Genomic DNA, 22,435 nt, shown 5'->3' with positions numbered 1-22,435 from the left:
ACATCCCCGCCGCATCCCGCGCCGGGCACTTTTACTACGTTACCCGCTGGTTTCCGCCGTGTCAAACCGCTTCGCAGCGATCCGCACCACTTCAAACCCATTTCCGGGCATCCCGACAACGCCGGCTCTCGCCGACGATTCTCGGGAAGTTCAGCAGACCGGCCGCTCCGCGGTTTCCCGCGAGCCCGCCCGGCTCCCTGCCGACCGTGAACCTTACCCGGTCGGTTCCGCCTCGCCAAATCCGCCTCGCGGCGGATCCGGGGCACCGCCCGGTCCGGGAGCCGAGGAGTACGACCCCTGGGCCCCGACGTTCGTTTCCGCGCCCGGCCTCTCGGAGCATCGCCCCGTTTCGTCCGTTCCGCGCTGGCAGAGAGAAAGTTACGCCCACGCGACAAGATCGTCAAATCCGGGGGCGGGCGGGCCGCGTCACACCGTCTCCCCGGCGGCCAGCGCGGCGGCCCCGGACTGGTCGAGCGCGCCGTCGGCGACGACCACGCGGTGCCGCCCCGCGCGGCTCGTACCCGCGGCGATCGTCCTGGGCCTTTCGAAGGCGAACGCCACGCAGACGCCCGGGTACATGGCGGTGCGGACGAACCAGCGGTCGCCCTCCGCGAGCCCCGCCAGCACGAGCGTGTACGCGGCCCCGTCCGGCCCGGTGCCGGCGAAGGCCAGCCACGGCGCGGCGCTGCCGTTGACCGCCTCCTCCCCCGCGGCGGTGGCGGTGCACACCCGCGCGGGCGTCGCGCTGACGGCCCGCCAGAAGAAGCCGCCGTAGCCGGCGCCGCCCGGGCGTCCGTTGGTCGCCGGGCTGCCCAGGGTCACGTCCCGGTCGGCGGGAGCGGTCAGCGTGTACCCGACGTCCAGAACCCAGGCTCGCTCGCCGACCCGCTGCGCGGCCAGCTCCCGCCGCTCGGTGAGCAGCACCGCCCCGGCCCGGTCGCGCCACTCCAGGCGGTGCGCCAGGCATTGCGGGGCGAGGGTCTCCCAGCGGGTGTGCGCGATCCGGCCGTGGTCGTCGCGCCAGGTGTAGCCGGCGTCGCGGACGTAGGTGCGCCCGCCCCAGAGGTTGGTGCCGTCCACGTCCTGCACGGCCAGGGACGCCCCGAGGTGCCAGACGTGGTCGGCCGGGAACGCGTCGGTGACCACCGTCCCGCCGAGGGTCCGCACGGGGTGCAGGTACGGGCGGGGGCCGTGCCGGGGGTCGATCGCCGGGTCGACGACGTACCGGGCCACCGGCACGTCGTCGACGCTGAGCTGCCGGTCGCTCCCGGTGCCGGCGCGCTGCCGGTCGTCGCCGGTCACGACTGGCCCACCGGGGTGAGCACGACCCGCCGGGCGACCGCGTGCAGGGCCGCGATCACGTACCCGGCGAGGATGGGCACCGCGACCGGGGTGACCAGGACGGCGAGCAGCGCGGCGACGGCACTGACCCCGCCGGCGGCGGCCCAGGTGCCCGGGCGGGCGCGGCAGGCGCCGGCGGCGGCGCGGGCGGCGTCCCGCCAGCCGCGCCCGCCGCGGCGGCCGACCTCCACCACGACCAGCGCGGCGTACCCGGCCAGGGCGGCGGCCACCGCGACGGTGACCAGGAGCAGCGGCGCCCCGCCGGGCACCCGGCCGCCGGCCAGCGCGGCCACGTCCACCGCGAGCAGGCCGAAGGCCGCGACGGCCAGCACGCCCACCCCCGCGCCGGGCAGCAGCCCCCGGCCGTACCGGGTCAGGCTCTCCCGGGCCGGGGGCCACGACCCGACGCTGTACCGGTCGTGCACCGCCGCGCTCGCGGCGCCGACGGCCGCCGCCGCGGTGACCACCGGCAGCGCCGCCAGCGTCAGCGCAATGCCGAGCACGGCCAGGTCCGTGGCGTCGGTGAGCACGTCCCGCCAGTCGCGGCGGGCCGGCCCGTCGTCCCGGCCCGGCCCGTCGTCCCGCTGCGGCCTCATCCCTTGAGCCCGCTGGTGTTGATGCCCTCCACCAGCATCCGCTGGAAGGCCACGAAGAACAGGAACACCGGCAGCAGCGACAGCACCGACATGGCGAACATCGGGCCGACGGCGCTCTGGCTCGTCGAGTCGATGAACAGGGTCAGCGCCACCGGCACCGTGTAGTCCTCGAGGTCTGAGAGGAAGACGAGCTGGCGGAAGAAGTCGTTCCAGGTCCAGATGAACGAGAAGATCGCCGTGGTGACGAGCGCCGGGCGGCTCAGCGGCAGGATCACGTGCCGGAAGATCCCGAACGCGTTCGCCCCGTCGATCTTGGCGGCCTCGTCGAGTTCCTTGGGGATGCCCCGCATGAACTGCACCATCAGGAAGACGAAGAACGCCTCGGTGGCCAGGAACTGTGGGATCAGCAGCGGCAGGTACGGCCACTCGCCGCCGACCAGGCCGAGGCTGCGGAACAGGATGTACTGCGGCACGATCAGCACGTGGCCGGGGAGCAGCAACGTCCCGATCATCACGGCGAACCAGACGCCCCGCAGCCGGAACCGCAGCCGGGCGAAGGCGTACGCGGCGAGCAGGCAGGAGATGCCGTTGCCGATCACGGTCAGCAGGCTCACCATCGCGCTGTTGAGGAAGAAGCGGCCGAAGCTGAAGTCGAAGTTCGTCCACCCGTCGGCGTAGTTGCCCGGGGTGAACTCGTTCGGCAGCAGGCCGATGTTGTTGACGATCTCTTCCTGGCTCTTCAGGGACGTACCGATCATCCAGAAGAGCGGGTAGAGCACGACCGCGACGATCGCGATCAGGATGAGCAGGCGCAGGGCCTGCCCGCCGCCCGCGCGGCGCGGGCGGCGTGGGCCGGTCGCCGCCGCCGGTGCCGCCGGGGTTGCCGTCGCCGTCACCGGTCCTCCCCGTCGGAGTAGTGCACCCAGAACCGCCCGGTGCTGAAGAAGATCGCTGTGATGATCGCGATGGCGACCAGGAAGACCCAGGCCATCGCCGAGGCGTAGCCCATCTCCAGGTCGGTGAAGCCGGTGATGTAGAGGTTCAGCGTGTACATCAGGGTGGAGTCGACCGGGCCGCCGGTGCCGTTGCTGAGCACGAACGCGGCGGTGAAGCCCTGGAAGCCGTTGATGGTTTCCAGCACCAGGTTGAAGAAGATCACCGGCGAGAGCATCGGCAGGGTGACGGCGACGAACTGCCGCCACTTGCCGGCGCCGTCGACGGAGGCGGCCTCGTAGAGCTCGGTGGGCACCTGCTTGAGGCCGGCCAGGAAGATGACCATGGGCGCGCCGAACTGCCAGATGGCGAGCACCATCAGGGTCTCCAGGGCCCAGTCGGGGTCGTTGACCCACGGCTTGCCCTCGATGCCGAAGAAGCCCAGGAGCGAGTTGAACGCGCCCTCGCGGTTGAACATGTTCACCCAGACGATGGCCAGCGCGACGCTGCCGCCGAGCAGCGACGGCAGGTAGAACAGGCCGCGGAACAGCCCGACGCCGCGCCAGGCACGGTTGAGCAGCAGGGCCACCCCGAGCGCGGCGGCCAGCTTCAGGGGCACGGCGATCAGGGCGAAGGTGAGCGTCACGCGCACCGAGTGCCAGTACGACGGGTCGGCGGTGAACATCCGCTCGTAGTTGGCGAACCCGACCCACTCCACCTCGGAGAAGGGGGTGAGGATGTCGTAGTTGGTGAAGCTCAGGTAGAGCGACAGGAGCATGGGTATCGCCGTGACGGCCAGCAGGCCGAGCAGCCAGGGCGACAGGAAGACGTAGCCGGCCAGACCGTCCCCGTGCCGGTCCCGCCCGACCCCGCGCCTGCCGGCGGGGGTCGGGACGGATCCGGTACGTCGTCGGGTCGGGTCGGGCGCCGTGGTCAGAGCCACGAGCCGGTTCCTCTCCGTAGGCCTCAGGTCAGGCGATGGCGGACTTGCAGGCGGCGATGAACTGCTCCGCCGCCTGGGCGGAGCTGATTCGGCCGTACTGGGCGTTCTCGGCGGCCTTGATCAGCTCGGCGCGGACCTTGCTGTGGCCCTTGAGCGGGACCTGCGGCGCCTCGCCGAACTTCTGGGCCAGGTCGGACTCGACCTGGATCGACTGCTTCATCGCCGGGTCGGCGACGTCGTCACTGACCACGCGGCGCAGGTCCAGGTTGGACGGCAGCCCCCGGTCGGTGCCGAGGATCTTGACGGCCTCGGGGTCGTTGACCAGGAAGTTGATGACGTCCGCCGCCACGTCCCGGTGCTTGCTGCCCTTGAACACCGACCAGTACATCGAGGCGCGGGCCCACTGGGCGCTCGGGTCACCGGGGTAGGCGATGACCCCCAGCTCGTCCTTGGTGTTCTTCTTCAGCTCCGGCATCTGGTTGACCCAGACCCAGCTGGTGCCGGCCTTGCCGGTGACCACGAGCTGCTTGGTGATGTCGGTGGCGTTGCCCTCGTGGATGACGTCGGGGGTGGGGGTGGCGCCCCGGTCCCGGGCCCCCTTCCACAGGTCGAACCACTTGGTCACGTCCTCGGCGGTGAAGCCGAGTTCCTTGCCCTTGTAGAGGTCCTTGCCCTGCTGGCGCAGCCACACCCAGAACGCCTTGTAGTCGGCGCTCGGGTCCTGGGTGCCGGGCACCTTGGTCTTCTTCGCGACCTGCTCGGCCCAGGCGATGTGCTCCTCCCAGGTCATCCCGGTGGTCGGCTCGGGCAGGCCGTTCCTGGTCAGCAGCGTCTTGTTGTAGACCAGGCCCTGGGTGTTCTCCCCCGCCGCCACGCCGGCGAGCTTGCCGTCGACCACGCCGTACTGCCAGAGGCTCTTGGGGAACTTCGACACGTCGAGGTCGCCGGAGTCCTTGTACGACGTCAGGTCGAGGGTGGTGCTGCGGGAGGCGTACTCGGCGAGGTAGTTGTCGTCGATCTGGAAGAGGTCCGGCGGGTTGCCGCCGGCGGTGAGGGTGGCCAGCTTGTCGAAGTAGCCCTGGTTGGCCTGCCAGGTCTTCTCGAAGGTGACGTTCGGGTGCTTCTTGGTGTAGAGCGCGAGGGCCTCCTCGGTCAGCTTCGCCCGCGCCTCACCGCCCCACCAGAAGACCGAGAGCTTGACCGGGGCGTTCGGGTCGGTGCTGGCCTCGTCGTCGCCGCAGCCGGCGGCACCGAGGACCAGGGGCAGGGCGACGACTGCGGCGAGCAGGCCGCGGATCAGCCGCCGTCGGCGGACGGGGGTACGGTGAACGGGCACGGCGTGCGTGCCAGTGGTGGGGGGCGTTGCGGGGTGCATGTGCGCTCACTCCTTGGCGTTAGGAGGCGACGACGCCACCGGTGGCCGCGGTCGGGCGACCCGGGCCCGCAAGGCGATGCGGGCCCGGGGTGACCAACTCGGCGTCGGGGCGGTTCCGACCGTCCGCCGGCGCGGCGGCGGTCGAGTCGCGGATGACCAGTTCGGTCTGGAGCATTACCTGTGCGGTGGTACGACGGTCGTCACTCGTGACACCCCGGCCGCCACGTGAGCCACGGGCGGCGACGGTGTCGTGTTGCAGGAGCATGTCGACGGCCGTCCGGCCGGCGGCCGCGTTGGGCGTGGCCACCGTCGTCAACTTGGGCCGGGTGAGCCGGCTCAGGGCGATGTCGTCGATGCCGACGACGCTCACGTCCTGCGGGACGCGCACCCCGACGGCGTCGAGCCCTTCGATCAGGCCGATCGCCATCAGGTCGTTGTAGGCGAGGACCGCCGTGGCCTCGCTGCGGCGGACCTGCTCGGCGAGGGCCGCGCCGCCGGTCTCGGTGGGCTGGTTGGGCCCGAGCACCGTGAACTCGGCGCCGCCGGCCCGTGCCGCGACGCCGGCCGCCCGGCGGATCTCCCGGCTGGTCCACGAGCCGCGCGGCCCGCTGAGCAACGCGATCCGCCGGTGCCCGAGGCCGAGCAGGTGCTCGATGGCCGACCGGGCGCCCTGCCCGACGTCCATGGTGACGCACGGCAGGCCGGCGACCTGCCGGTTTATCACCACCAGCGGCACTTCGCGGCTGAGCTGCTCGATCATGCTGTTGCTCATCCGCGGGCTGCACAGCAGCACCCCGTCCACCTGCTTGGCCAGCGCGTGGACCAGCTCCTCCTCGGCGATCGGGTCCTCGTTGGTGTCGGCCACGAACACGTGGTAGTCGCGCTGCCGGGCCTGGCTCTCCGCCGCCTTGATCAGCGGCGGGAAGAACGGGTTGGCGATGTCCGCGATGATCAGGCCGATGTTGTGCGTACGGCCGGTGATCAGGGCGCGGGCGGCGCGGTTGGGCCGGTAGCCGAGCTCCTCGGCGCAGGCCAGCACCCGGCCCCGGGTCTCCGGGTTGACCAGGTGCGGGGCCGAGAACGTGCGGGAGACCGTGGAGATGTGCACGCCGGAGGCCCGGGCGACGTCTCGGATGGTGGCTGGCACGGCGGGGCCCTTCGTCCAGTGTGGCTGGGGTCACGTCAGGTGTCGCCAATTAATGCAAACGGTTGTGCCGGTGTCAACGGTCGATGGTTACAGATGCGTTTCGGCCACGCTCCCATCATGTGCTCAAATACGCATCAAAACGGATCTATGCCGCCGGTTTGGCATCGATCGTTGACGACGCCGCGCGGCTCGTGGTTATTTCGCTGCAAACCTTTGCAGCAACCGAGAGGCGGTCGCCATGTCGTCCAGCACCGGTCAGCGGGTCCGCCACGCCCTCGTGGGCACCGGGTCCCGGGCCGAGATGTTCGTCCGGGCGCTGGTGCGCGACCACGCCGACACCGCCGAACTCGTCGCGTTCGCCGACGTCAACCAGGCCCGCATGGACGCCCACAACCGGTGGCTCGGCGAGCTGGGGCACCCGCCGGTGCCGACGTACCGGGCCGACGACCTGGCCGCCATGCTCGGCAAGGAGCGCGTCGACGTGCTGGTGGTGACCAGCGTGGACGACACCCACGCCGCGCACGTCGACACGGCGCTGCGGGCCGGCTGCGACGTCATCACCGAGAAGCCGATGACCGTCGACGCCGCCGGCTGCCGGCAGATCCTCGACGCGGTCGCCGACACCGGCCGGCAGGTGCGGGTGGCGTTCAACTACCGCTACAACCCCCTGCACGAGAAGCTGCGCGAGCTGCTCGCCGACGGCGCCGCCGGCGAGGTGGGTTCGGTGCACTTCGAGTGGCTGCTCGACGTGCGGCACGGCGCCGACTACTTCCGCCGCTGGCACCGCGACAAGGCGCACTCCGGCGGGCTGATGGTGCACAAGGCCGGGCACCACTTCGACCTGGTCAACTGGTGGCTGGACGCCACCCCCGTCGAGGTGTACGCCACCGGCCGGTTGTTCTTCTACGGCGAGGCCGGCCGCCGGCACGGCTACGCCCGCGACTACGACCGGGCGCACGGCTCCCCCGCCGCCGACGACGACCCGTTCGCGCTGCGGCTCGACGCGCACCCGAAACTGCGCGAGCTCTACCTCGACGCCGAGGCCGAGGACGGCTACCAGCGCGACCGCAACGTCTTCGCCCCCGGCGTGGACATCGAGGACGACATGGCGGTGCTGGCCCGCTACTCCAGCGGCGCGACGATGACCTACCACCTCACCGCGTACGCCCCGTACGAGGGCTACCGGGTCATGGTCAACGGCAGCCGGGGCCGGCTGGAGCTGGAGGTCGTGGAGAGCGACCACGTCAGCCCCGCGTCCGCCGGCGCGCTGAAGGGCGCGGCGCTGCACGGCGACGAGGCCGCCGCCGAGGCCGGCTCCGCCACGCTGACCCTGCGGCCGTTCTGGGCGCCGCCGCAGGTCGTACCCGTGTCCGGGCACACCCGCTCCGGGCACGGCGGCGCCGACGCCCGGATGGCCCGGGTCCTGATCGGCGGCGAGCCGGACCCGATGGGGCGGGCGGCGACCGCCCGCGACGGCGCCCTCGCCCTGCTCACCGGGCTGGCCGCGAACCGGTCCTTCACCACCGGTGCCCCGGTCCGGGTCGCCGACCTGCTCGACCTCCCCTGAGCCGCGAACACCTTCCGAGGAGCCCCATCCGTGCCCACGACCGACCTGCTCTTCCCCGCCGACCCCGCGCAGCGCGCGGTGGCGCGTCGGCTGTACGCGCTGGCCGCGCCCCAGCCGATCATCTCCCCGCACGGGCACGTCGACCCGGCGATCCTGGCCGAGGACCGCCCGTTCCCCGACCCGGCGCGGCTGCTCATCGTGCCCGACCACTACCTCACCCGGATGCTGCTCAGCCAGGGCGTCCCCCCGGCCGACCTGGGCGTGCCCACCGTCGACGGCAGCCCCTCCGAGGCCGACGGGCGCACCATCTGGCGGCGCTTCGCCGCGCACTGGCACCTGTTCCGCGGCACCCCCTCCCGGCTCTGGCTGGAGCAGACCTTCACCGACGTGTTCGGGGTGCGGACCCCGCTCTCGCCGGCCACCGCCGACACCGTCTACGACGAGCTCGCGGCCCGGCTCGCCGAGCCGGAGTTCCGGCCCCGGGCGCTGTTCGAGCGGTTCGGCATCGAGGTGCTCGCCACCACCGAGTCGCCCCTGGACGACCTGGGGCAGCACGCCAAGCTCGCCGCCGACGGCTGGGGCGGGCCGGGCGGCCGGGTGATCACCACGTTCCGGCCGGACAACGTGGCCGACATGGAGTTCGACGGCTGGGCGGGGAACGTCGCGCGGCTCGGCGAGATCACCGGCGAGGACACCGGCACGTACGCCGGCTACCTGGCGGCGCTGCGCCAGCGGCGGGCGGCCTTCATCGCGGCCGGCGCCACCTGCACCGACCACGGCCACCCGACGGCGCGCACGCTGGCGCTCGGCGCGGACGAGGCGGCGCGCCTCTACGACAAGGGCCTGCGGGGGGTCGCCGACGCGGCCGACGCGGAGACGTTCCGGGCACACATGCTGCTGGAGTTCGCCCGGATGTCGCTGGACGACGGCCTCGTCATGCAGCTGCACCCCGGCGCGGTGCGCAACCACAACCGCTGGCTGTACGCGCGGCACGGCCGGGACGTCGGCGGCGACCTGCCGCAGGCCACCGAGTACCTGCACGCGCTGACCCCGCTGCTGGACGCGTACGGCAACGACCCGCGGCTGCGGGTGGTGCTCTACACCCTCGACGAGTACACCTTCAGCCGGGAACTCGCGCCGCTGGCCGGCGGGTACGCCGCCCTCTACCTCGGCGCGCCGTGGTGGTTCCTGGACTCGCCGGAGGTCCTGCGCCGGTTCCGCGAGTCGGTCACCGAGTCCGCGGGCTTCTACAACACCGCCGGGTTCGTCGACGACACCCGCGCGTTCTGCTCCATCCCGGTACGCCACGACGTGGCCCGCCGGGTCGACGCCGCCTACCTGGCCCGGCTGGTCACCGAGCACCGCCTTGGCGAGGACGAGGCCGCCGAGACCATCGTCGACCTGGCGTACCGGCTCCCGAAGAAGGTCTTCAAGATCGGAGAGAATGTCCTGTGACTGTCACCGTCACCGCCGTCGACGTGCACGACGTGCGGTTCCCGACGGCCGCGGCCGGCGACGGCTCGGACGCGATCAACCGGGGCGACTACTCGGCCAGCTACGTCGAGCTGCGCACCGACGCCGGCGTCACCGGGGCCGGGTTCACCTTCACCAACGGTCGCGGCAACGAGCTGACCTGCGCGGCGATCCACGCCCTCGCCCACCACGTGACCGGCCGCACCGTCGAGGAGATCTTCGCCGACCCGGTGGCGTTCTGGCGCTCGCTCAGCGCCGACGTGCAGCTGCGCTGGCTGGGCCCGGAGAAGGGGGTCATCCACATGGCCACCGGCGCGCTGGTCAACGCGGTCTGGGACCTGCGGGCCAAGCTGGCCGGCAAGCCGATGTGGCAGCTGCTCGCCGAGCTGCCCACCGAGGAGCTGGTGGCCAGCGTCGACTTCCACCACATCACCGACGCCATCACGCCGGACGAGGCGGCGGCCATCCTCGACAAGGGGCTGGTCGGGCTGGACGAGCGCCGCGCCGAACTGGAGCGCGACGGGTTCCCGTCGTACACCACCTCGGTGGGGTGGCTGGGCTACCCCGACGACAAGGTCCGGGCGCTGACCCGGCAGGCGTACGCCGACGGGTGGCGGGCGATGAAGATGAAGGTCGGCGGGCCGCCGGCCGACGACCTGCGGCGGGCGCGGATCATCCGGGAGGTGATCGGGCCGGACGCGCTGCTGATGATGGACGCCAACCAGGTCTGGGACGTCGACGAGGCGATCACCAACATGACCGCCCTGGCGGAGGTGGACCCGTACTGGATCGAGGAGCCGACACACGCCGACGACATCCTCGGGCACGCCCGCATCGCGCGGGCGGTGACCGGGCTGACCGACGGCCGGTGCCGGGTCGCCACCGGCGAGGTGGCCGCCAACCGGGTCATCTTCAAGCAGCTGCTCCAGGCCGAGGCGATCGGCGTGATGCAGATCGACGCCTGCCGGGTCGGCGGCGTCAACGAGGTCCTCGCCGAGATCCTGATGGCGGCGAAGTTCGGGGTGCCGATCTGCCCGCACTCCGGCGGCGTGGGCCTGTGCGAGTACGTCCAGCACCTGGCCGTCTTCGACTACCTGCGGGTCGGCACCAGCCTCGACGGCCGGATGGTGGAGTACGTCGACCACCTGCACGAGCACTTCGTCGACCCGGTGCGCACCCGCGAGGGGCGCTACCTGCTGCCGGAGGCCCCCGGCTACAGCTCCACGATGAAGGCGGAGTCGATCGCCGAGTTCCGCTTCCCGGACGGGCCGGTGTGGCGGTGACCGTCGGCGCCGCGCGGCTCGGTCTCGCGACACTGCGCCGGCTGCCGACCGACAGCCGCCCGCTGCTGCGCCCCGGCAGCGTGCCGGCGGGCATCGTCCACCTCGGACTGGGCGCGTTCCACCGCGCCCACCAGGCGGTGTACACCGAGGAGGCGATGGCGCGCGCCGGGGGTGACTGGGGCATCGTCGGCGTGGCGCCGCGCAACCCCGACGTGGTGACGACGCTGGCCGCGCAGGACAATCTGTTCAGCGTCACCACCACCAGCGCCGAGGGGTGCCACACCCGGGTGGTCGGCGCGCTGGCGGGCACGCGGCACGCCGCGGGGGACCCCGCCGGCGTGGTGGCGCTGCTGGCCGACCCGGCGATCCGGGTGGTCACCCTCACCGTGACGGAGAAGGCGTACCAGCTCGACCCGGTGACCGGGCGGCTGCGGCCGGACCCGGAGGTCGCCGCCGACCTGCGCACCGACCGGGCGCCGGTCACCGTACCCGGCCTGCTGCTGCGCGGGCTGCTCGCCCGCGCCGCCGCGCAGGGCCCGCCGCTGGCCCTCGTCAGCTGCGACAACCTGCCCGCGAACGGCCGCCGGCTGCGCGGCCTGGTCGAGCAGTCGGTGGCGTACGCGGGGGTGCCGGAGCCGCTGGCCGGCTGGGTGCGGGAGTGCGTCAGCTTCCCCGGCACCATGGTCGACCGGATCGTGCCGGCCAGCACGGCGCAGACCCTCGCCGACGCCCAGCGGGCCCTGGGCGTGGCCGACCTGGCGGCGGTGGTCGCCGAGCCGTACCGGCAGTGGGTGGTCGAGGACGACTTCCCGGGCGGCCGGCCGGCCTGGGAGCGGGCCGGCGCGGTGCTCACCGCCGACGCGGGGCCCTGGGAGCGGCTGAAGCTGCGCGCCCTCAACGGCGTGCACTCGGCCGCCGCCTACCTGGGCGCGCTGGCCGGCCGGGAGACCATCGCCGACGCGCTGGCCCTGCCGCACCTGACGACGGTGTTGCGGCACCTGGTCGCCGAGGACGTGGCGGCCAGCTTCAGCCCGCCCGAGGGCGTCTCGGTCGTCGCGTACGGCGAGGAGGTGCTGACCCGGTTCGCCAACCCGGCGATCCACCACCGCACCCTCCAGGTGGCGATGGACGGCTCGCAGAAGCTGCCGCAGCGGATCCTGCACACCATCGCCGACCTGCGGGCGGCAGGGCGGCCGGCGCACTGGGCCACGCTGGTGGTGGCCGCCTGGCTGCGCTTCGCCCAGGGCCACGCCGACGACGGGAGTCTCCTGCCGCTGGCCGATCCGCTCGCCGAGGAGATCCGGGCGGCGCTCGCCGCCGGCCCGGGGACCCCGGCGGGGGCGGTCGACGCGGTGTTCGCGCTGCGCGAGGTCTTCCCCGCCGAGGTGGCCGAGGACGACGACGTGCGCGCCGAGGTGACCGGGTGGCTGGCCGCCCTGCAACGGCACGGGGCGGCCGCGACGTTGGCGGGTGCCCGGTGACGGCCGCCGCACAGGCCGCGGCGGGACGGGCCGGGTCGCTCCCGCCCGGCGCCGGGCCCCGGGTCGCGGTCGTCGGGGCCAACGGGCACGGGCGCTGGCACCGGCGGGTCGTCGCCCCGCTGCACGCCGCCGGGCGACTGCGGCTGGTCGCCCTGGTCGACGTACGCCCGGTCGAGGACGACCCGGCGGCGCCGGTGCCGGACGGCACGCTGGTCCACACCGACCACCGGGAGATGCTGCGGACGGCCCGGCCGGACGTGGTGGTGGTCTGCACCCCGCCGCACACCCACCTGCCGATCGCCCTGGACGTGCTCTCCTCGGGCGCCGACCTGCTGCTGGAGAAGCCCCCGGTGCTGTCCACCGCCGAGCACCGGGCGCTGGCCGCCGCCCTCGCCTCGACGGGCCGGGCCTGCCAGGTGGGCTTCCAGGCGCTCGGCTCGGCGGCGCTGACGGAGCTGACCGACGCGGTCCGGGCCGGGCGGCTCGGGACCGTCACCGGCATCGCAACGGTGGCGGCCTGGCAGCGCTCCGACGCCTACTACGCGCGGGCGCCGTGGGCCGGGCGGCGGACGCTGCACGGCCGGCCGGTGCTGGACGGCGCGCTGGCCAACCCGTTGGCGCACGCCGTCATGCAGTGCCTGGCGGTCGCGGAGGCCGCCGGGGACGGGCCGGTGGAGCCCGCGCGGATCGAGGTGGAGCGCTACCGGGTCCGGCCGATCGAGGTGGACGACACGGCGACCCTGCGGGTGCTGTCCCGCTCGGGGCCGCCGATCGTCGCGGCGGTGACCCTGGCGGGCGAGGACTTCGTCGCCGGGGAGGTGATCGTGACCGGCACCGCCGGCCGGGCCGTGCTGGAGTACCCGACCGACCGGTTGCTGCTGCCCGGCGACGCCGACCCGCGCGAGGTGCCGGGCCGGCGCGGGCTGCTGGAGAACCTCCTCGACCACCGGGCCGACCCGGCGGTGCCGCTGCTCGCGTCCCTGGCGCGCACCGCCGGGTTCACCGCGGTGCTGGAGGCGGTCACGACCGCGCCTGAGCCGGCGCCGCTGGGCGGCGACCTCGTCACCGCCACGGGCGACGGCCCGCAGCGGGTGCTGACCGTGCGCGGGATCAACCGGCTGCTGCGCCGGGCGGCCGACGAGGGCGCGCTGCTGTCGGAGCTGGCGGTGCCGTGGGCGGTGGCGCCGCACCGCACGGACCTGACCGGGCAGGAGGGGACCGCAACGCACTGCAACTGAACCACCCGCCTGGCGCGGGTCCATACCGGACATAGCGGCGTCATCCCGACCGAGAGCGGTCGGGACGGTACCGGCCGATTTGATCAATTGCAACACTTCTGCACACGTTTGTCATTGACTCGCATAAATCGCGAAACCTACCGTTGCCACATATCAAACAGGCGACGAACAGGTGGTCCGATAGATGTGGAAGCAGACACTGGGCGCGGCGACGATCGTCGTCGCGCTCGCGGCGACATCCGGGAGCGCGGCGGCGACCCCGGACGGCGGGGCCGCTCCGGTTCCGGACGGCACGGCCGCCGCGACCGGAGGCGGGCTCTCCTGGGCCGCCCGGCACCTGGGCCGGCAGGCACTGCCGGCCGGGGACGGCTGGGCGGCTGAGGGCACCGGCACCACCGGCGGCGCGGCGGCGACGCCGGAGCAGGTGCACGTGGTCTCCAGCCGGGCCGAGCTGGTCGCGGCCCTCGGCGGCGACAACGCCACCAACCGGGGCAACGCCACCCCGAAGATCATCTACGTCAGGGGCGTGGTCGACGGCTTCGAGGGGCCCGACGGGACCCCGCTCGACTGCGCCGACCTCGCCGACCCGGAGTACTCGCTGGCGGCGTACCTCGCGGCGTACGACCCGGCGGTCTGGGGGCGGGTGGCGCCGAGCGGGCCGCTGGAGGCGGCGCGGGCGCGGTCCGTGACGAACCAGACCCGGCAGACCCAGATCAACGTCGGCCCGAACACCACCATCGTCGGCCTGCGCGACGCGCGGCTGACCGGCCTGACGCTGATGCTCGACGGCGCGCACAACACGATCGTGCGGAACCTGACCTTCGACGACGCCCGGGACTGCTTCCCCGCCTGGTCCCCCACCGACGGCGCCGCCGGCAACTGGAACTCCCAGTACGACCAGATCTCGGTGCGCCGCAGCGAGCACGTCTGGATCGACCACAACACCTTCACCGACGGCGACAACCCGGACGGCGCCCAGCCGGTGCACCTCGGCCGGCCGTACCAGGTGCACGACGGGTCGGTGGACGTCACGCACACCGCGAGCCTGGTGACCCTCTCCTGGAACCGGTTCGTCGGACGGGACAAGGTCATGCTGATCGGCTCGTCCAACACCGTCGGCCCGGACGTCGGGCGGCTGAAGGTGAGCCTGCACCACAACCTCTTCGACGGGGTGCTCCAGCGGCTGCCCCGGGTGCGGTTCGGCCAGGTCGACGTGTGGAACAACCACTACCGGCTGACCGGCGACGGGTTCCAGTACGCGATCGGCGTCGGGGTGCAGTCCGCCGTGGTCGCCGAGAACAACTTCTTCAGCCTCGCCGCCGGCGTCGTGGCCGACGACCTGCTCTACGACTGGGGCGGCACCGCCGTCACCACCCGGGGCAACTGGGTCCGCGCCGCCGGAGAACCGGCCCGCCCGGTCGACCTGGTGGCCGCGTACAACGCCACGCATGAGCCGGACCTGGCCCCGGACGCCGGCTGGACGCCGACCCTGCGACGCGGCCCCGTGCTGCCGGCACCCGCGGTGCCGGCGGTCGTGGGGACGCTGGCCGGCGCGGACCGGCTGCCCCTGTAGGACGCCGGCCGCCGCGTCGTCCCGCGCGGCGGCCGGACGGCCGGTGGGTCGCCGTGTCCGGCGCTCAGCACGGCGACCCACCGGTGCCCACCCCACCACCAGGAGGTCCACCATGAACCGGACACCCCGTCCCCGGACGCGTACACCGAGACTGCTCGGCGCGGCGCTCACCGCCGCCGCCCTGGCCGTCGGCACGGTGCTCGCGACCACCTCGTCGGCGCACGCCGACACCCTGTTCAGCGACACATTCTCCGACGGCGCGGCCGACGGGTGGTCCCGCTCCGGCGGAAGCTGGTCGGTGGTGACCGACGGCTCGTACGCCTACCGGCAGTCCGGCACCAGCAGCGACGCCCGCGCCCTGGCCGGCGCCGGCACCTGGACCGACTACGGGGTGCAGGCCCGGGTCCGGCCGACCGGCTTCGCCGGGGCGAACCGGCACGTCGGCGTGATCGCCCGGGCGCAGAGCAGCAGCAGCTACTACGCGCTGGCGGTGACCGCGAGCGGCGGGGTGCAGCTGGTCCGCCGCTCCGGCGGCGACCCGGTGTCGCTCGGCTCCGCCCCGGCCGGGATCACCGTCGGCAGCTGGGCGACGCTGCGGCTGGAGGCGGTCGGCAACTCGCTGCGCGGCTACGTCGACGGCACGCTGCGGGTGCAGGCCACCGACGGGGCGTTCGCCGCCGGGCGGGTCGGCCTGGCCACCTCGTACGCCAGCGCCACCTTCGACGACGTCGCAGTGGACACGGCCACCGGGGCGCCGCCCACCGGCACGCCGACCGGCGGGCCCACGCCCACCCTGCCGCCGACGGGGCCGCCGATCGACCCGGGCGCCCCGCCGGTCGGGTTCGCCTCGGTGAACGCGCTGGGCCAGAACGGCACCACCGGCGGGGCGGGCGGCCCGACCGTCACCGTGGACACGGCCGCGGAGCTGCTCACCGCGATCGGCACGGCCGGCCCACTGGCCGTGCGGGTGGACGGGATGATCGCCCTGCCCGGCCCGATGCACGACGTCACCTCGGACAAGACGATCGTCGGCGTCGGCGCCAACTCCGGCATCACCGGCGGCGGCCTCAACATCGGCCTGCCGGTCAGCGACGCGACCAGCCCGCCGGCGAACGCCGTGCACAACGTCATCATCCGGAACCTGAACTTCCGCAACACCGTCGACGACGCGATCAACGTGCAGATGTTCTCGCACCACGTGTGGATCGACCACAACGACCTGGCGTACGGCTACGACGGGCTGATCGACGTCAAGCGCGGCTCCAGCTACGTCACCGTGTCCTGGAACCACACCCACCACCACACGAAGAACATGCTGCTCGGGCACGACGACCGCAACGCCGCCCAGGACGTCGGCAACCTGAAGGTCACCTACCACCACAACTGGTTCGACCGCACGCCCCAGCGCAACCCCCGGGTCCGCTACGGCGACCCCGTGCACGTGTTCAACAACTACTTCGTCTACAACACCGACGTCGGGGTGGCCTGCCAGCTCGACTCCGGCTGCGTGGTCGAGGGCAACTACTTCGAGGACGTCGAGGTGCCCTGGTCGATCAGCTACTCGGGAGACCGGGGCCGGATGATCGCCCGCGACAACGTGCTCGCCGGCACCAGCGAGCCCGGCGACGCGGGCGGCACCGTCCAGGAGCCGCGCACGTTCTACCCGTACACCCTGACCGATCCGGCCACCGTGAAGTCCGTCGTCACGGCCGGCGCCGGCACCGGCAGACTCCCCTACTGACCCGCCCCGCGCGGGCCGCCGGACCCGGTTCGGCGCCGGGCACCGGCCCGGCGGTCCGCGGCGCACCGCACCCCAAGGCATCGATGTTCATCGATTATTTGATCACCACCAGGGAGGTCCCGTGCACCACTCCGACACCCGTCGGCGGAGGCATCGCCGAGGGTTCCTCACCGCGATCGGGGCCGCGCTTTTCGCGGTCGCCCTCGCCGTCGGCATGACCACCACGGCCTACGCCGACACGCTCTTCTCCGACGACTTCTCCGACGGCAACTCGTCCGGCTGGACGGCCTCCGGCGGAAGCTGGTCGGTGACCGGCGACAGCGCGCGGGCACTGCGGCAGAGCAGCACCAGCAGCGACGCCCGCTCGCTGGCGGGCACGTCGAGCTGGACCGACTACTCCGTCCAGGCGACCGTCCGGCCGACCGCGTTCAACGGGTCGAACCGGTTCGTCGCGCTGCTCGCCCGGGTGCAGAGCAGCACCAGCTACTACTACCTGGCGCTGCGCAGCAACAACACCGTCGAGCTCAAGCGGCTGACCGGTGGCTCCTCGACGACGCTGGACACCGCGTCCGTGCCGGTCGCCGCCGGCACCACCTACACCCTGCGGCTCGACGTGGCCGGCGGGTCGCTCAAGGGTTACGTCGACGGCACCCCGCTCACCGAGGCGACCGACACCCAGTACGCCAGCGGCCGGGTCGGCGTGGCGACCTACTACGCCAGCGCGGACTTCGACAACGTGCAGGTCAGCTCGGGCGGGGGCGGACCCACGCCGACGCCGACCGGCCCGACGCCCACGCCGACCGGCGACCCGGGCAACCCCGGCCCCAACGTGGCCGACGGTTGGGCCTCGGTCGACGCGTGGGGTCAGAACGGCACCACCGGCGGCGCCGGCGGCCCGACCGTCACGGTCACGACCGCCAGCCAGTTCATCACCGAGGCGGCGTCGAGCGGTCCGAAGGTCATCCAGGTCAGCGGGATGATCGCGCTGCCCGGCCCGATGCACGAGGTCGCCTCGGACAAGACGATCGTCGGCGTCGGCGCCAACTCCGGGTTCACCGGCGGCGGCCTCAACATCGGCCTGCCGATCGACAACGCGGTCGCCGCGCCGCCGGCCAACGCCGTGCACAACGTGATCATCCGGAACCTGAACTTCCGGAACTGGGCGGACGACGCGATCAACGTGCAGATGTTCACCCACCACGTCTGGATCGACCACAACACCTGGACCACCGGGGCGGACGGCGGCGTCGACATCAAGCGCGGCTCGTCGTACGTGACGGTCTCCTACAACCACGCCGACGGCACCGACAAGAACATGCTGCTCGGCCACGACGACGGCAACGCCGCCCAGGACACCGGCCGGCTGAAGGTCACCTACCACCACAACTTCTTCGACAACACCAACCAGCGCAACCCGCGCGTGCGCTTCGGCGACCAGGTGCACGTCTACAACAACTACTACCTGAACACCGGCAACTACGGCGTCGCGTCCACCCAGAACGCCGGGGTCATCGTCGAGGGCAACCACTTCGAGAACGTGGACGACCCGTACCACCTGGCGGAGGGCTCCTCCGGCGACGGCCGGCTGGTCGCCCGGAACAACTGCCTGGTCAACTCCGGCGCCGGGCAGACCGGCGGCAGCGTGACCAACCCGCCGTACGCGTACACCGTGGGCACGGCCTGCGACACCAAGGCCGTGGTCACCGCGCAGGCCGGCGTCGGCCGGGTGGGTTCGCCCGGCAACCCGACCCCTCCGCCGGCCACCACCCCGCCGCCGAGCACCACGCCGACCCCGACGCCGACCGCGCCGCCGGCCGGCGACCTGGTCGGCTGGGCCACCCAGAACGGCGGCACCACCGGCGGCGCCGGCGGCCAGACGGTCACCGTCTCCGACGGCCAGGCGCTCGCCGACGCCCTGGAGTCCTCGTCGCCGCTGGTCATCCGGGTCACGGGGTCGCTGACCATGCCCGACGCGATGAACGACGTGCGCAGCAACAAGACCGTGCTCGGCGTGGGCGGCGCGACCCTGGACAACGGGCTGAACATCAGCGGCGCGAGCAACGTCATCGTCCGCAACCTCACCTTCCGGGGCTGGGACGACGACGCGATCAACGTGCAGGGCTCGCGCAACGTCTGGATCGACCACAACACCTTCGACGGCGGCTACGACGGCGCGGTCGACGTCAAGCGGGCCTCCGACTTCGTGACCGTCTCGTGGAACCGGGTCACGAACCACACCAAGAGCATGCTGCTCGGCCACGACGACGGGCACACCGCCGACATCGGCCACCTGCGGGTCACCTACCACCACAACTGGTTCGACGGGAGCAAGGAGCGCCACCCGCGCGTCCGGTTCGGTGACCCGGTGCACGTGTTCAACAACTACTACTTCGGCGCGGACTACGGCGTGGCGTCCACCATGGGCGCCGGGGTGCTGGTCGAGGGCAACCACTTCGAGAACGTCACCCGCCCCACCGCCGTCGGCTACGCCGAGTCGGACCCGGGTGACCTGGTCCAGCGCAACAACATCTTCACCAACTCCGGCGCGCCGGAGAGCGCCGGGGACGTCGCCCCCATCCCCTACCCGTACCGGCTCGACGACGCGAGCGGGGTCAAGGCGGCCGTGACCGCCGGGGCCGGCGCCGGTCGGATCAACCCCTGAGGCGACCCGGGGGGCGGCGGTCGGGCGGCCCGACCGCCGCCCCCCCGGGCGGGGCACCGCCACGGGCGGGCGACGGCGGCCCCGCGGACCACCCCGGTCCGCGGGGCCGCCGCGTGGGGTCACCCTTTACGCGGGCGGGCGCGGCCACGACGGTAGCGTGGCGCCACAGCACGGCCCGTGGCGCGGACTTCCCGCCGGCGTGGCGCTCGCGATCGTACGGAGGAGGATGCATGTCCCACGGCGACGACCCGTTCGCGGCACGCGAGGACGCGGCCTCGCGGCCGAGCTTCGACCTCGCGCTGCGCGGCTACGACAAGCGGCAGGTGGACCGCTTCGTCGAGCAGGTCGACGGCGAGCGGTCGGCCCGGGCCGCCGAGCGCAACCGGGCCTCGGCCCAGCTCCGCGAGCTGACCGTCGAGGTGCACCGGCTGCGGGCGGAGGCGACCGAGCTGCGGGACCGGCCGGCCCAGCCGGACCGGGCGTCCTTCCGCGACCTCGGCCCGATGGTCGACCAGATCCTGGCCCTGGCCGAGAAGCAGGCCGCAGCCATCACCGACGCCGCCGGGCAGCGGGCCGCCGAGCTGGAGGCCGAGGCGGAGCGGGTGCTCACCGAGGCCCGCGAGCAGGCCGCCACGACGCTGCGGGAGCTGACGGAGGAGGCGGCCGCGCGGCGCGACGAGCACGACCGGGAACACGAGGAGCGCCGCGCCGGCGCCCAGGCCGAGCTCACCCGGATCCGGGAGGCGGCGGAACGGCTGCGGGCGGCCGGCGAGGCGGCCCACGACCACGCGCTGCAGGAGGCGAAGCGGATCGACGAGCAGACCGCCCAGCAGGTCGAGCAGGCCCGCGCCGAGTCCGAGGCGTTCCTGGCCTCGGCCCGCACCCAGATCCAGCAGGAGGTGCAGGCGGCGCGCGCGAAGACCCAGCAGGAACTCGGCCAGTGGCAGGCCGGCGTCGAACGGGAGATCAACGAGCGGCGGGCCGCCGCCGAGCAGGAGATCGCCGAGCAGCTCGCGTCCGCCGAGCGGGAGCTCGGCGCCCAGCGTACGGCGGCCGAGCAGGAGATCGCGACGCTGATCGCGGAGGCCCAGCAGTACGCGGCCAAGGTGCGCCAGCACGTGGACGAGCAGGCCGCGACCCACCAGCAGCAGCTCGCCGCGGCGCAGCAGGGCATCCGGGACCGGCGGGAGGCGCTGGCCCGGATGCAGTCCGAACTGGACACCGCGCAGCAGCAGCTGGCCCAGGCGCGGCAGGAGAGCGGGAGCATCGAGCGCGAGTTCGCCGAGGTGCAGCAGCGTCTCGCCGAGACCCGGCAGGAGCTGACCGACGAGCTGCACCGCCTCGACGAGGCGCGCCGGGCCGCGGACTCGGCCGAGCAGCACGCCAAGGAAGTCCGCGCCCGGGTCAAGCGGGAGGCGAAGCGGGTGGCCGACCTGGCGGCGGCAGCGGTCATGGCGGCCGCCACGGGCGGCGCGGAGACCGCGGAGTACCCGCAGGTCGCGGCCCGGTCCCGGCTCGACCGACCGGCGCCGGCGGCGGTGCAGCGCGCCGCCGACGACGCGGTGCCGGGCGGGACCGACGACGCGGCGGCGACCGGGCCCGGCGACGGCGAGGGCGCCCCGGCCGAGGCGCCGGCACCGCAGCCGGCGAACCAGGTGCTGGCCGCCGGCTGAGCCGACGGCGGCCAACCGTCCGCACCGGGCACGCGACGCCCGGCCGCCACGGCCCGCACCGGTCAGGGGCGCATCTCGTACGCGCCGCTGAGCGCCGCCACCCGCGCCCACATCCGCGCCGTCCGCTCCGGGTCCGCCACGGGCCGGCGGACGTGCGCCAGCGCCCAGGCGGCCTGCTCCCCGGTGGTTGCCGCCCGGCCGTGCAGCTCGGTGGCGTACGCGGAGAAGTCGCGGACCAGGAAGCCGAAGATCTCGTCGAGCACGTCGCGGTCCAGGCCGGTCAGCTCGGCCTGCTCCAGGATCAGGTGGCCGTAGACGACCAACGCGAAGAGCTGGCCGAGGGTGAGCAGGAAGTCGAGGTCCCGCTGCTGCTCCTCGCCCGGGGCGTGGGCGGCCAGCAGCGCGCAGAAGCCGTCGGCCTGCTCGCGGAAGCGGGCGACGTTGGCCAGCAAGGAGGTCGAGGCCGGGGTGCCGGACGTCGCGGCGCGCGCCGCGATGGACCTCGCGGCGCTGCGCGACACCTCCTGGCCGGTGCCTCCGGCCATCCACGCCTTCGCCGAGGTGCTGGGGCTCTCGGGGCGCCTGAGCGGATGAGCCCCGAGGGCCGACGGCTGGACCGGACGAAGCTGCTCGCGGCCCGGTTCCGGGCGGCGCAGGACCGGCCCTACCTGGCCACCGCGCTGTACAGCCTGACGGTGGTGGAGTCCCGGGACGTGCCCACGATGGGGGTGGACCGGCGGTGGCGCTGCCACGTCGCACCGGACTTCGTCGACCGGCTGCCGGTGCCGCAGCTCGCGGCGGTCTGGATCCACGAGGTCGCCCACCTGCTCCGCGACCACCACGGCCGCGCCGACCGCCTGCCCGCGGGGCAGCAACGCGACCGGCACCGCGTCAACGTCGCCCAGGACTGCGAGATCAACGACGACCTGGTCGCGGACCGGCTGCCGCTGCCGGCCGACCGGGTCGAGCCGGCGACCTTCGGGCTCCCGGCGGGCCTGCTGTTCGAGGCGTACCTGCCGCTGCTGCCCGCGCGGGTGCGGGGCCACGAGGGGCCCGACTGCGGTTCCGGGGCGCACGGCCTCGACCGGCCTTGGGAGAGCGGCGGCACGGGCGGGTCAGCGCGGTCGAGGCGGGGGCGATCCGCCGGGAGACGGCACACGCGGTACGCGCCCACGCCCGCAGCCGGGGCACCGTCGCGGCCGGCTGGCAACGGTGGGCCGCCCAGGTGCTCGAACCCCGGGTGGACTGGCGGCGGGCGCTGACCGGCGCGGTACGCGAGGCCGCTGCCTGGGCCGGCGGCGCGGTCGACTACACCTACCGGAGACCGTCGCGCCGGTCCGCCGCCACGCGCGGGGTGGTCCTGCCCAGCCTGCGTCGGCCGGTACCCCGGGTGGCGATCGTGGTGGACA

The 22,435-nt window shown here is 73.6% G+C and carries 17 protein-coding genes and 1 pseudogene; 11 read left to right on the top strand and 7 right to left on the bottom strand.

What is annotated here, in order from left to right; translation table 11 throughout:
- Positions 1-426: 426 nt before the first annotated feature.
- The 6 genes from AB0G13_RS04005 to AB0G13_RS03980 all read right to left on the bottom strand — a co-directional run bounded on the left by AB0G13_RS04005 (position 427) and on the right by AB0G13_RS03980 (position 6,335).
- Positions 427-1,302: a PmoA family protein gene (locus AB0G13_RS04005; protein ID WP_357868518.1), complete on the bottom strand. Its 876-nt coding sequence runs from the start codon at positions 1,300-1,302 to the stop codon at positions 427-429.
- The gene (locus AB0G13_RS04000; protein WP_357868515.1) at positions 1,299-1,937 is read right to left on the bottom strand and encodes a hypothetical protein; all 639 of its coding nucleotides are present in this window, start codon (positions 1,935-1,937) and stop codon (positions 1,299-1,301) included. The genes AB0G13_RS04005 and AB0G13_RS04000 overlap by 4 nt, the downstream gene beginning before the upstream one ends.
- Positions 1,934-2,695: a carbohydrate ABC transporter permease gene (locus AB0G13_RS03995; protein WP_357868536.1), complete on the bottom strand. Its 762-nt coding sequence runs from the start codon at positions 2,693-2,695 to the stop codon at positions 1,934-1,936. The genes AB0G13_RS04000 and AB0G13_RS03995 overlap by 4 nt, the downstream gene beginning before the upstream one ends.
- A 134-nt stretch (positions 2,696-2,829) precedes the next feature.
- Positions 2,830-3,813 (bottom strand): sugar ABC transporter permease, encoded by a 984-nt coding sequence (locus AB0G13_RS03990; RefSeq protein WP_357868512.1) that lies wholly within the window; start codon positions 3,811-3,813, stop codon positions 2,830-2,832.
- 28 nt (positions 3,814-3,841) lie between these two features.
- Positions 3,842-5,188, bottom strand: coding sequence for an extracellular solute-binding protein (locus AB0G13_RS03985; protein ID WP_357868510.1), 1,347 nt, complete (start codon positions 5,186-5,188; stop codon positions 3,842-3,844).
- Positions 5,189-5,207: 19 nt separating this feature from the next.
- Positions 5,208-6,335 carry a LacI family DNA-binding transcriptional regulator gene (locus AB0G13_RS03980; RefSeq protein ID WP_357868508.1) on the bottom strand — a complete coding sequence of 376 codons (1,128 nt, stop codon included), beginning with the start codon at positions 6,333-6,335 and terminating at the stop codon, positions 5,208-5,210.
- 238 nt (positions 6,336-6,573) lie between these two features.
- Here AB0G13_RS03980 and AB0G13_RS03975 point away from each other — a divergent pair, with 238 nt between their 5' ends.
- The 9 genes from AB0G13_RS03975 (at position 6,574) to AB0G13_RS03935 (ending at position 21,026) form a co-directional block, all read left to right on the top strand.
- The gene (locus AB0G13_RS03975) at positions 6,574-7,902 is read left to right on the top strand and encodes a Gfo/Idh/MocA family oxidoreductase (RefSeq protein ID WP_357868505.1); all 1,329 of its coding nucleotides are present in this window, start codon (positions 6,574-6,576) and stop codon (positions 7,900-7,902) included.
- A 30-nt stretch (positions 7,903-7,932) separates the two neighbouring features.
- Positions 7,933-9,357, top strand: a complete 1,425-nt coding sequence (gene uxaC / locus AB0G13_RS03970) for a glucuronate isomerase (RefSeq protein ID WP_357868503.1) — start codon at positions 7,933-7,935, stop codon at positions 9,355-9,357.
- A complete protein-coding gene (locus tag AB0G13_RS03965; RefSeq protein ID WP_357868500.1) occupies positions 9,354-10,658 on the top strand; it encodes an enolase C-terminal domain-like protein in 1,305 nt (434 codons plus the stop codon). The genes uxaC and AB0G13_RS03965 overlap by 4 nt, the downstream gene beginning before the upstream one ends.
- Positions 10,649-12,139: a mannitol dehydrogenase family protein gene (locus AB0G13_RS03960; RefSeq protein ID WP_357868497.1), complete on the top strand. Its 1,491-nt coding sequence runs from the start codon at positions 10,649-10,651 to the stop codon at positions 12,137-12,139. The genes AB0G13_RS03965 and AB0G13_RS03960 overlap by 10 nt, the downstream gene beginning before the upstream one ends.
- Positions 12,136-13,377: a Gfo/Idh/MocA family oxidoreductase gene (locus AB0G13_RS03955; protein ID WP_357868494.1), complete on the top strand. Its 1,242-nt coding sequence runs from the start codon at positions 12,136-12,138 to the stop codon at positions 13,375-13,377. Before AB0G13_RS03960 ends, AB0G13_RS03955 begins: the two co-directional genes overlap by 4 nt.
- Positions 13,378-13,561: 184 nt before the next feature.
- On the top strand, positions 13,562-14,950 hold the full coding sequence (locus AB0G13_RS03950) for a polysaccharide lyase family 1 protein (RefSeq protein ID WP_357868491.1): 1,389 nt from the start codon (positions 13,562-13,564) through the stop codon (positions 14,948-14,950).
- Positions 14,951-15,062: 112 nt separating this feature from the next.
- On the top strand, positions 15,063-16,691 hold the full coding sequence (locus AB0G13_RS03945) for a pectate lyase (protein WP_357868488.1): 1,629 nt from the start codon (positions 15,063-15,065) through the stop codon (positions 16,689-16,691).
- A 121-nt stretch (positions 16,692-16,812) separates the two neighbouring features.
- Positions 16,813-19,353, top strand: a complete 2,541-nt coding sequence (locus AB0G13_RS03940) for a right-handed parallel beta-helix repeat-containing protein (RefSeq protein WP_357868486.1) — start codon at positions 16,813-16,815, stop codon at positions 19,351-19,353.
- A gap of 230 nt (positions 19,354-19,583) precedes the next feature.
- On the top strand, positions 19,584-21,026 hold the full coding sequence (locus AB0G13_RS03935) for a hypothetical protein (protein WP_357868484.1): 1,443 nt from the start codon (positions 19,584-19,586) through the stop codon (positions 21,024-21,026).
- A gap of 62 nt (positions 21,027-21,088) precedes the next feature.
- On the opposite strand, the gene AB0G13_RS03930 is transcribed toward AB0G13_RS03935, so the two are convergent.
- Positions 21,089-21,478 (bottom strand): hypothetical protein, encoded by a 390-nt coding sequence (locus AB0G13_RS03930; protein ID WP_357868481.1) that lies wholly within the window; start codon positions 21,476-21,478, stop codon positions 21,089-21,091.
- Here AB0G13_RS03930 and AB0G13_RS03925 point away from each other — a divergent pair.
- On the top strand, positions 21,468-21,620 hold the full coding sequence (locus AB0G13_RS03925; RefSeq protein WP_357868478.1) for a hypothetical protein: 153 nt from the start codon (positions 21,468-21,470) through the stop codon (positions 21,618-21,620). The genes AB0G13_RS03930 and AB0G13_RS03925 overlap by 11 nt on opposite strands.
- A pseudogene (locus AB0G13_RS03920) lies at positions 21,617-22,338 on the top strand (hypothetical protein); the annotation flags it as partial. The gene AB0G13_RS03925 and the pseudogene AB0G13_RS03920, both read left to right, overlap by 4 nt.
- Positions 22,339-22,435 lie beyond the last annotated feature (97 nt).

Source organism: Micromonospora sp. NPDC023633 (assembly GCF_040640035.1).
Taxonomy (GTDB): domain Bacteria; phylum Actinomycetota; class Actinomycetes; order Mycobacteriales; family Micromonosporaceae; genus Micromonospora.
The sequence above is the reverse complement of the archived record's forward strand: the minus strand, read 5'-3'. Positions and strand labels throughout refer to the sequence as shown.

What these genes read in the sequence shown, in the direction of transcription:
- AB0G13_RS03995 (WP_357868536.1), bottom strand. Translation starts at nt 2,695, where the DNA reads ATGATCGGTACGTCCCTGAAGAGCCAGGAAGAGATCGTCAACAACATC.
- AB0G13_RS03935 (WP_357868484.1), top strand. Translation starts at nt 19,584, where the DNA reads ATGTCCCACGGCGACGACCCGTTCGCGGCACGCGAGGACGCGGCCTCG.
- AB0G13_RS04000 (WP_357868515.1), bottom strand. Translation starts at nt 1,937, where the DNA reads ATGAGGCCGCAGCGGGACGACGGGCCGGGCCGGGACGACGGGCCGGCC.
- AB0G13_RS03985 (WP_357868510.1), bottom strand. Translation starts at nt 5,188, where the DNA reads ATGCACCCCGCAACGCCCCCCACCACTGGCACGCACGCCGTGCCCGTT.
- AB0G13_RS03945 (WP_357868488.1), top strand. Translation starts at nt 15,063, where the DNA reads ATGAACCGGACACCCCGTCCCCGGACGCGTACACCGAGACTGCTCGGC.
- AB0G13_RS03975 (WP_357868505.1), top strand. Translation starts at nt 6,574, where the DNA reads ATGTCGTCCAGCACCGGTCAGCGGGTCCGCCACGCCCTCGTGGGCACC.
- AB0G13_RS03950 (WP_357868491.1), top strand. Translation starts at nt 13,562, where the DNA reads ATGTGGAAGCAGACACTGGGCGCGGCGACGATCGTCGTCGCGCTCGCG.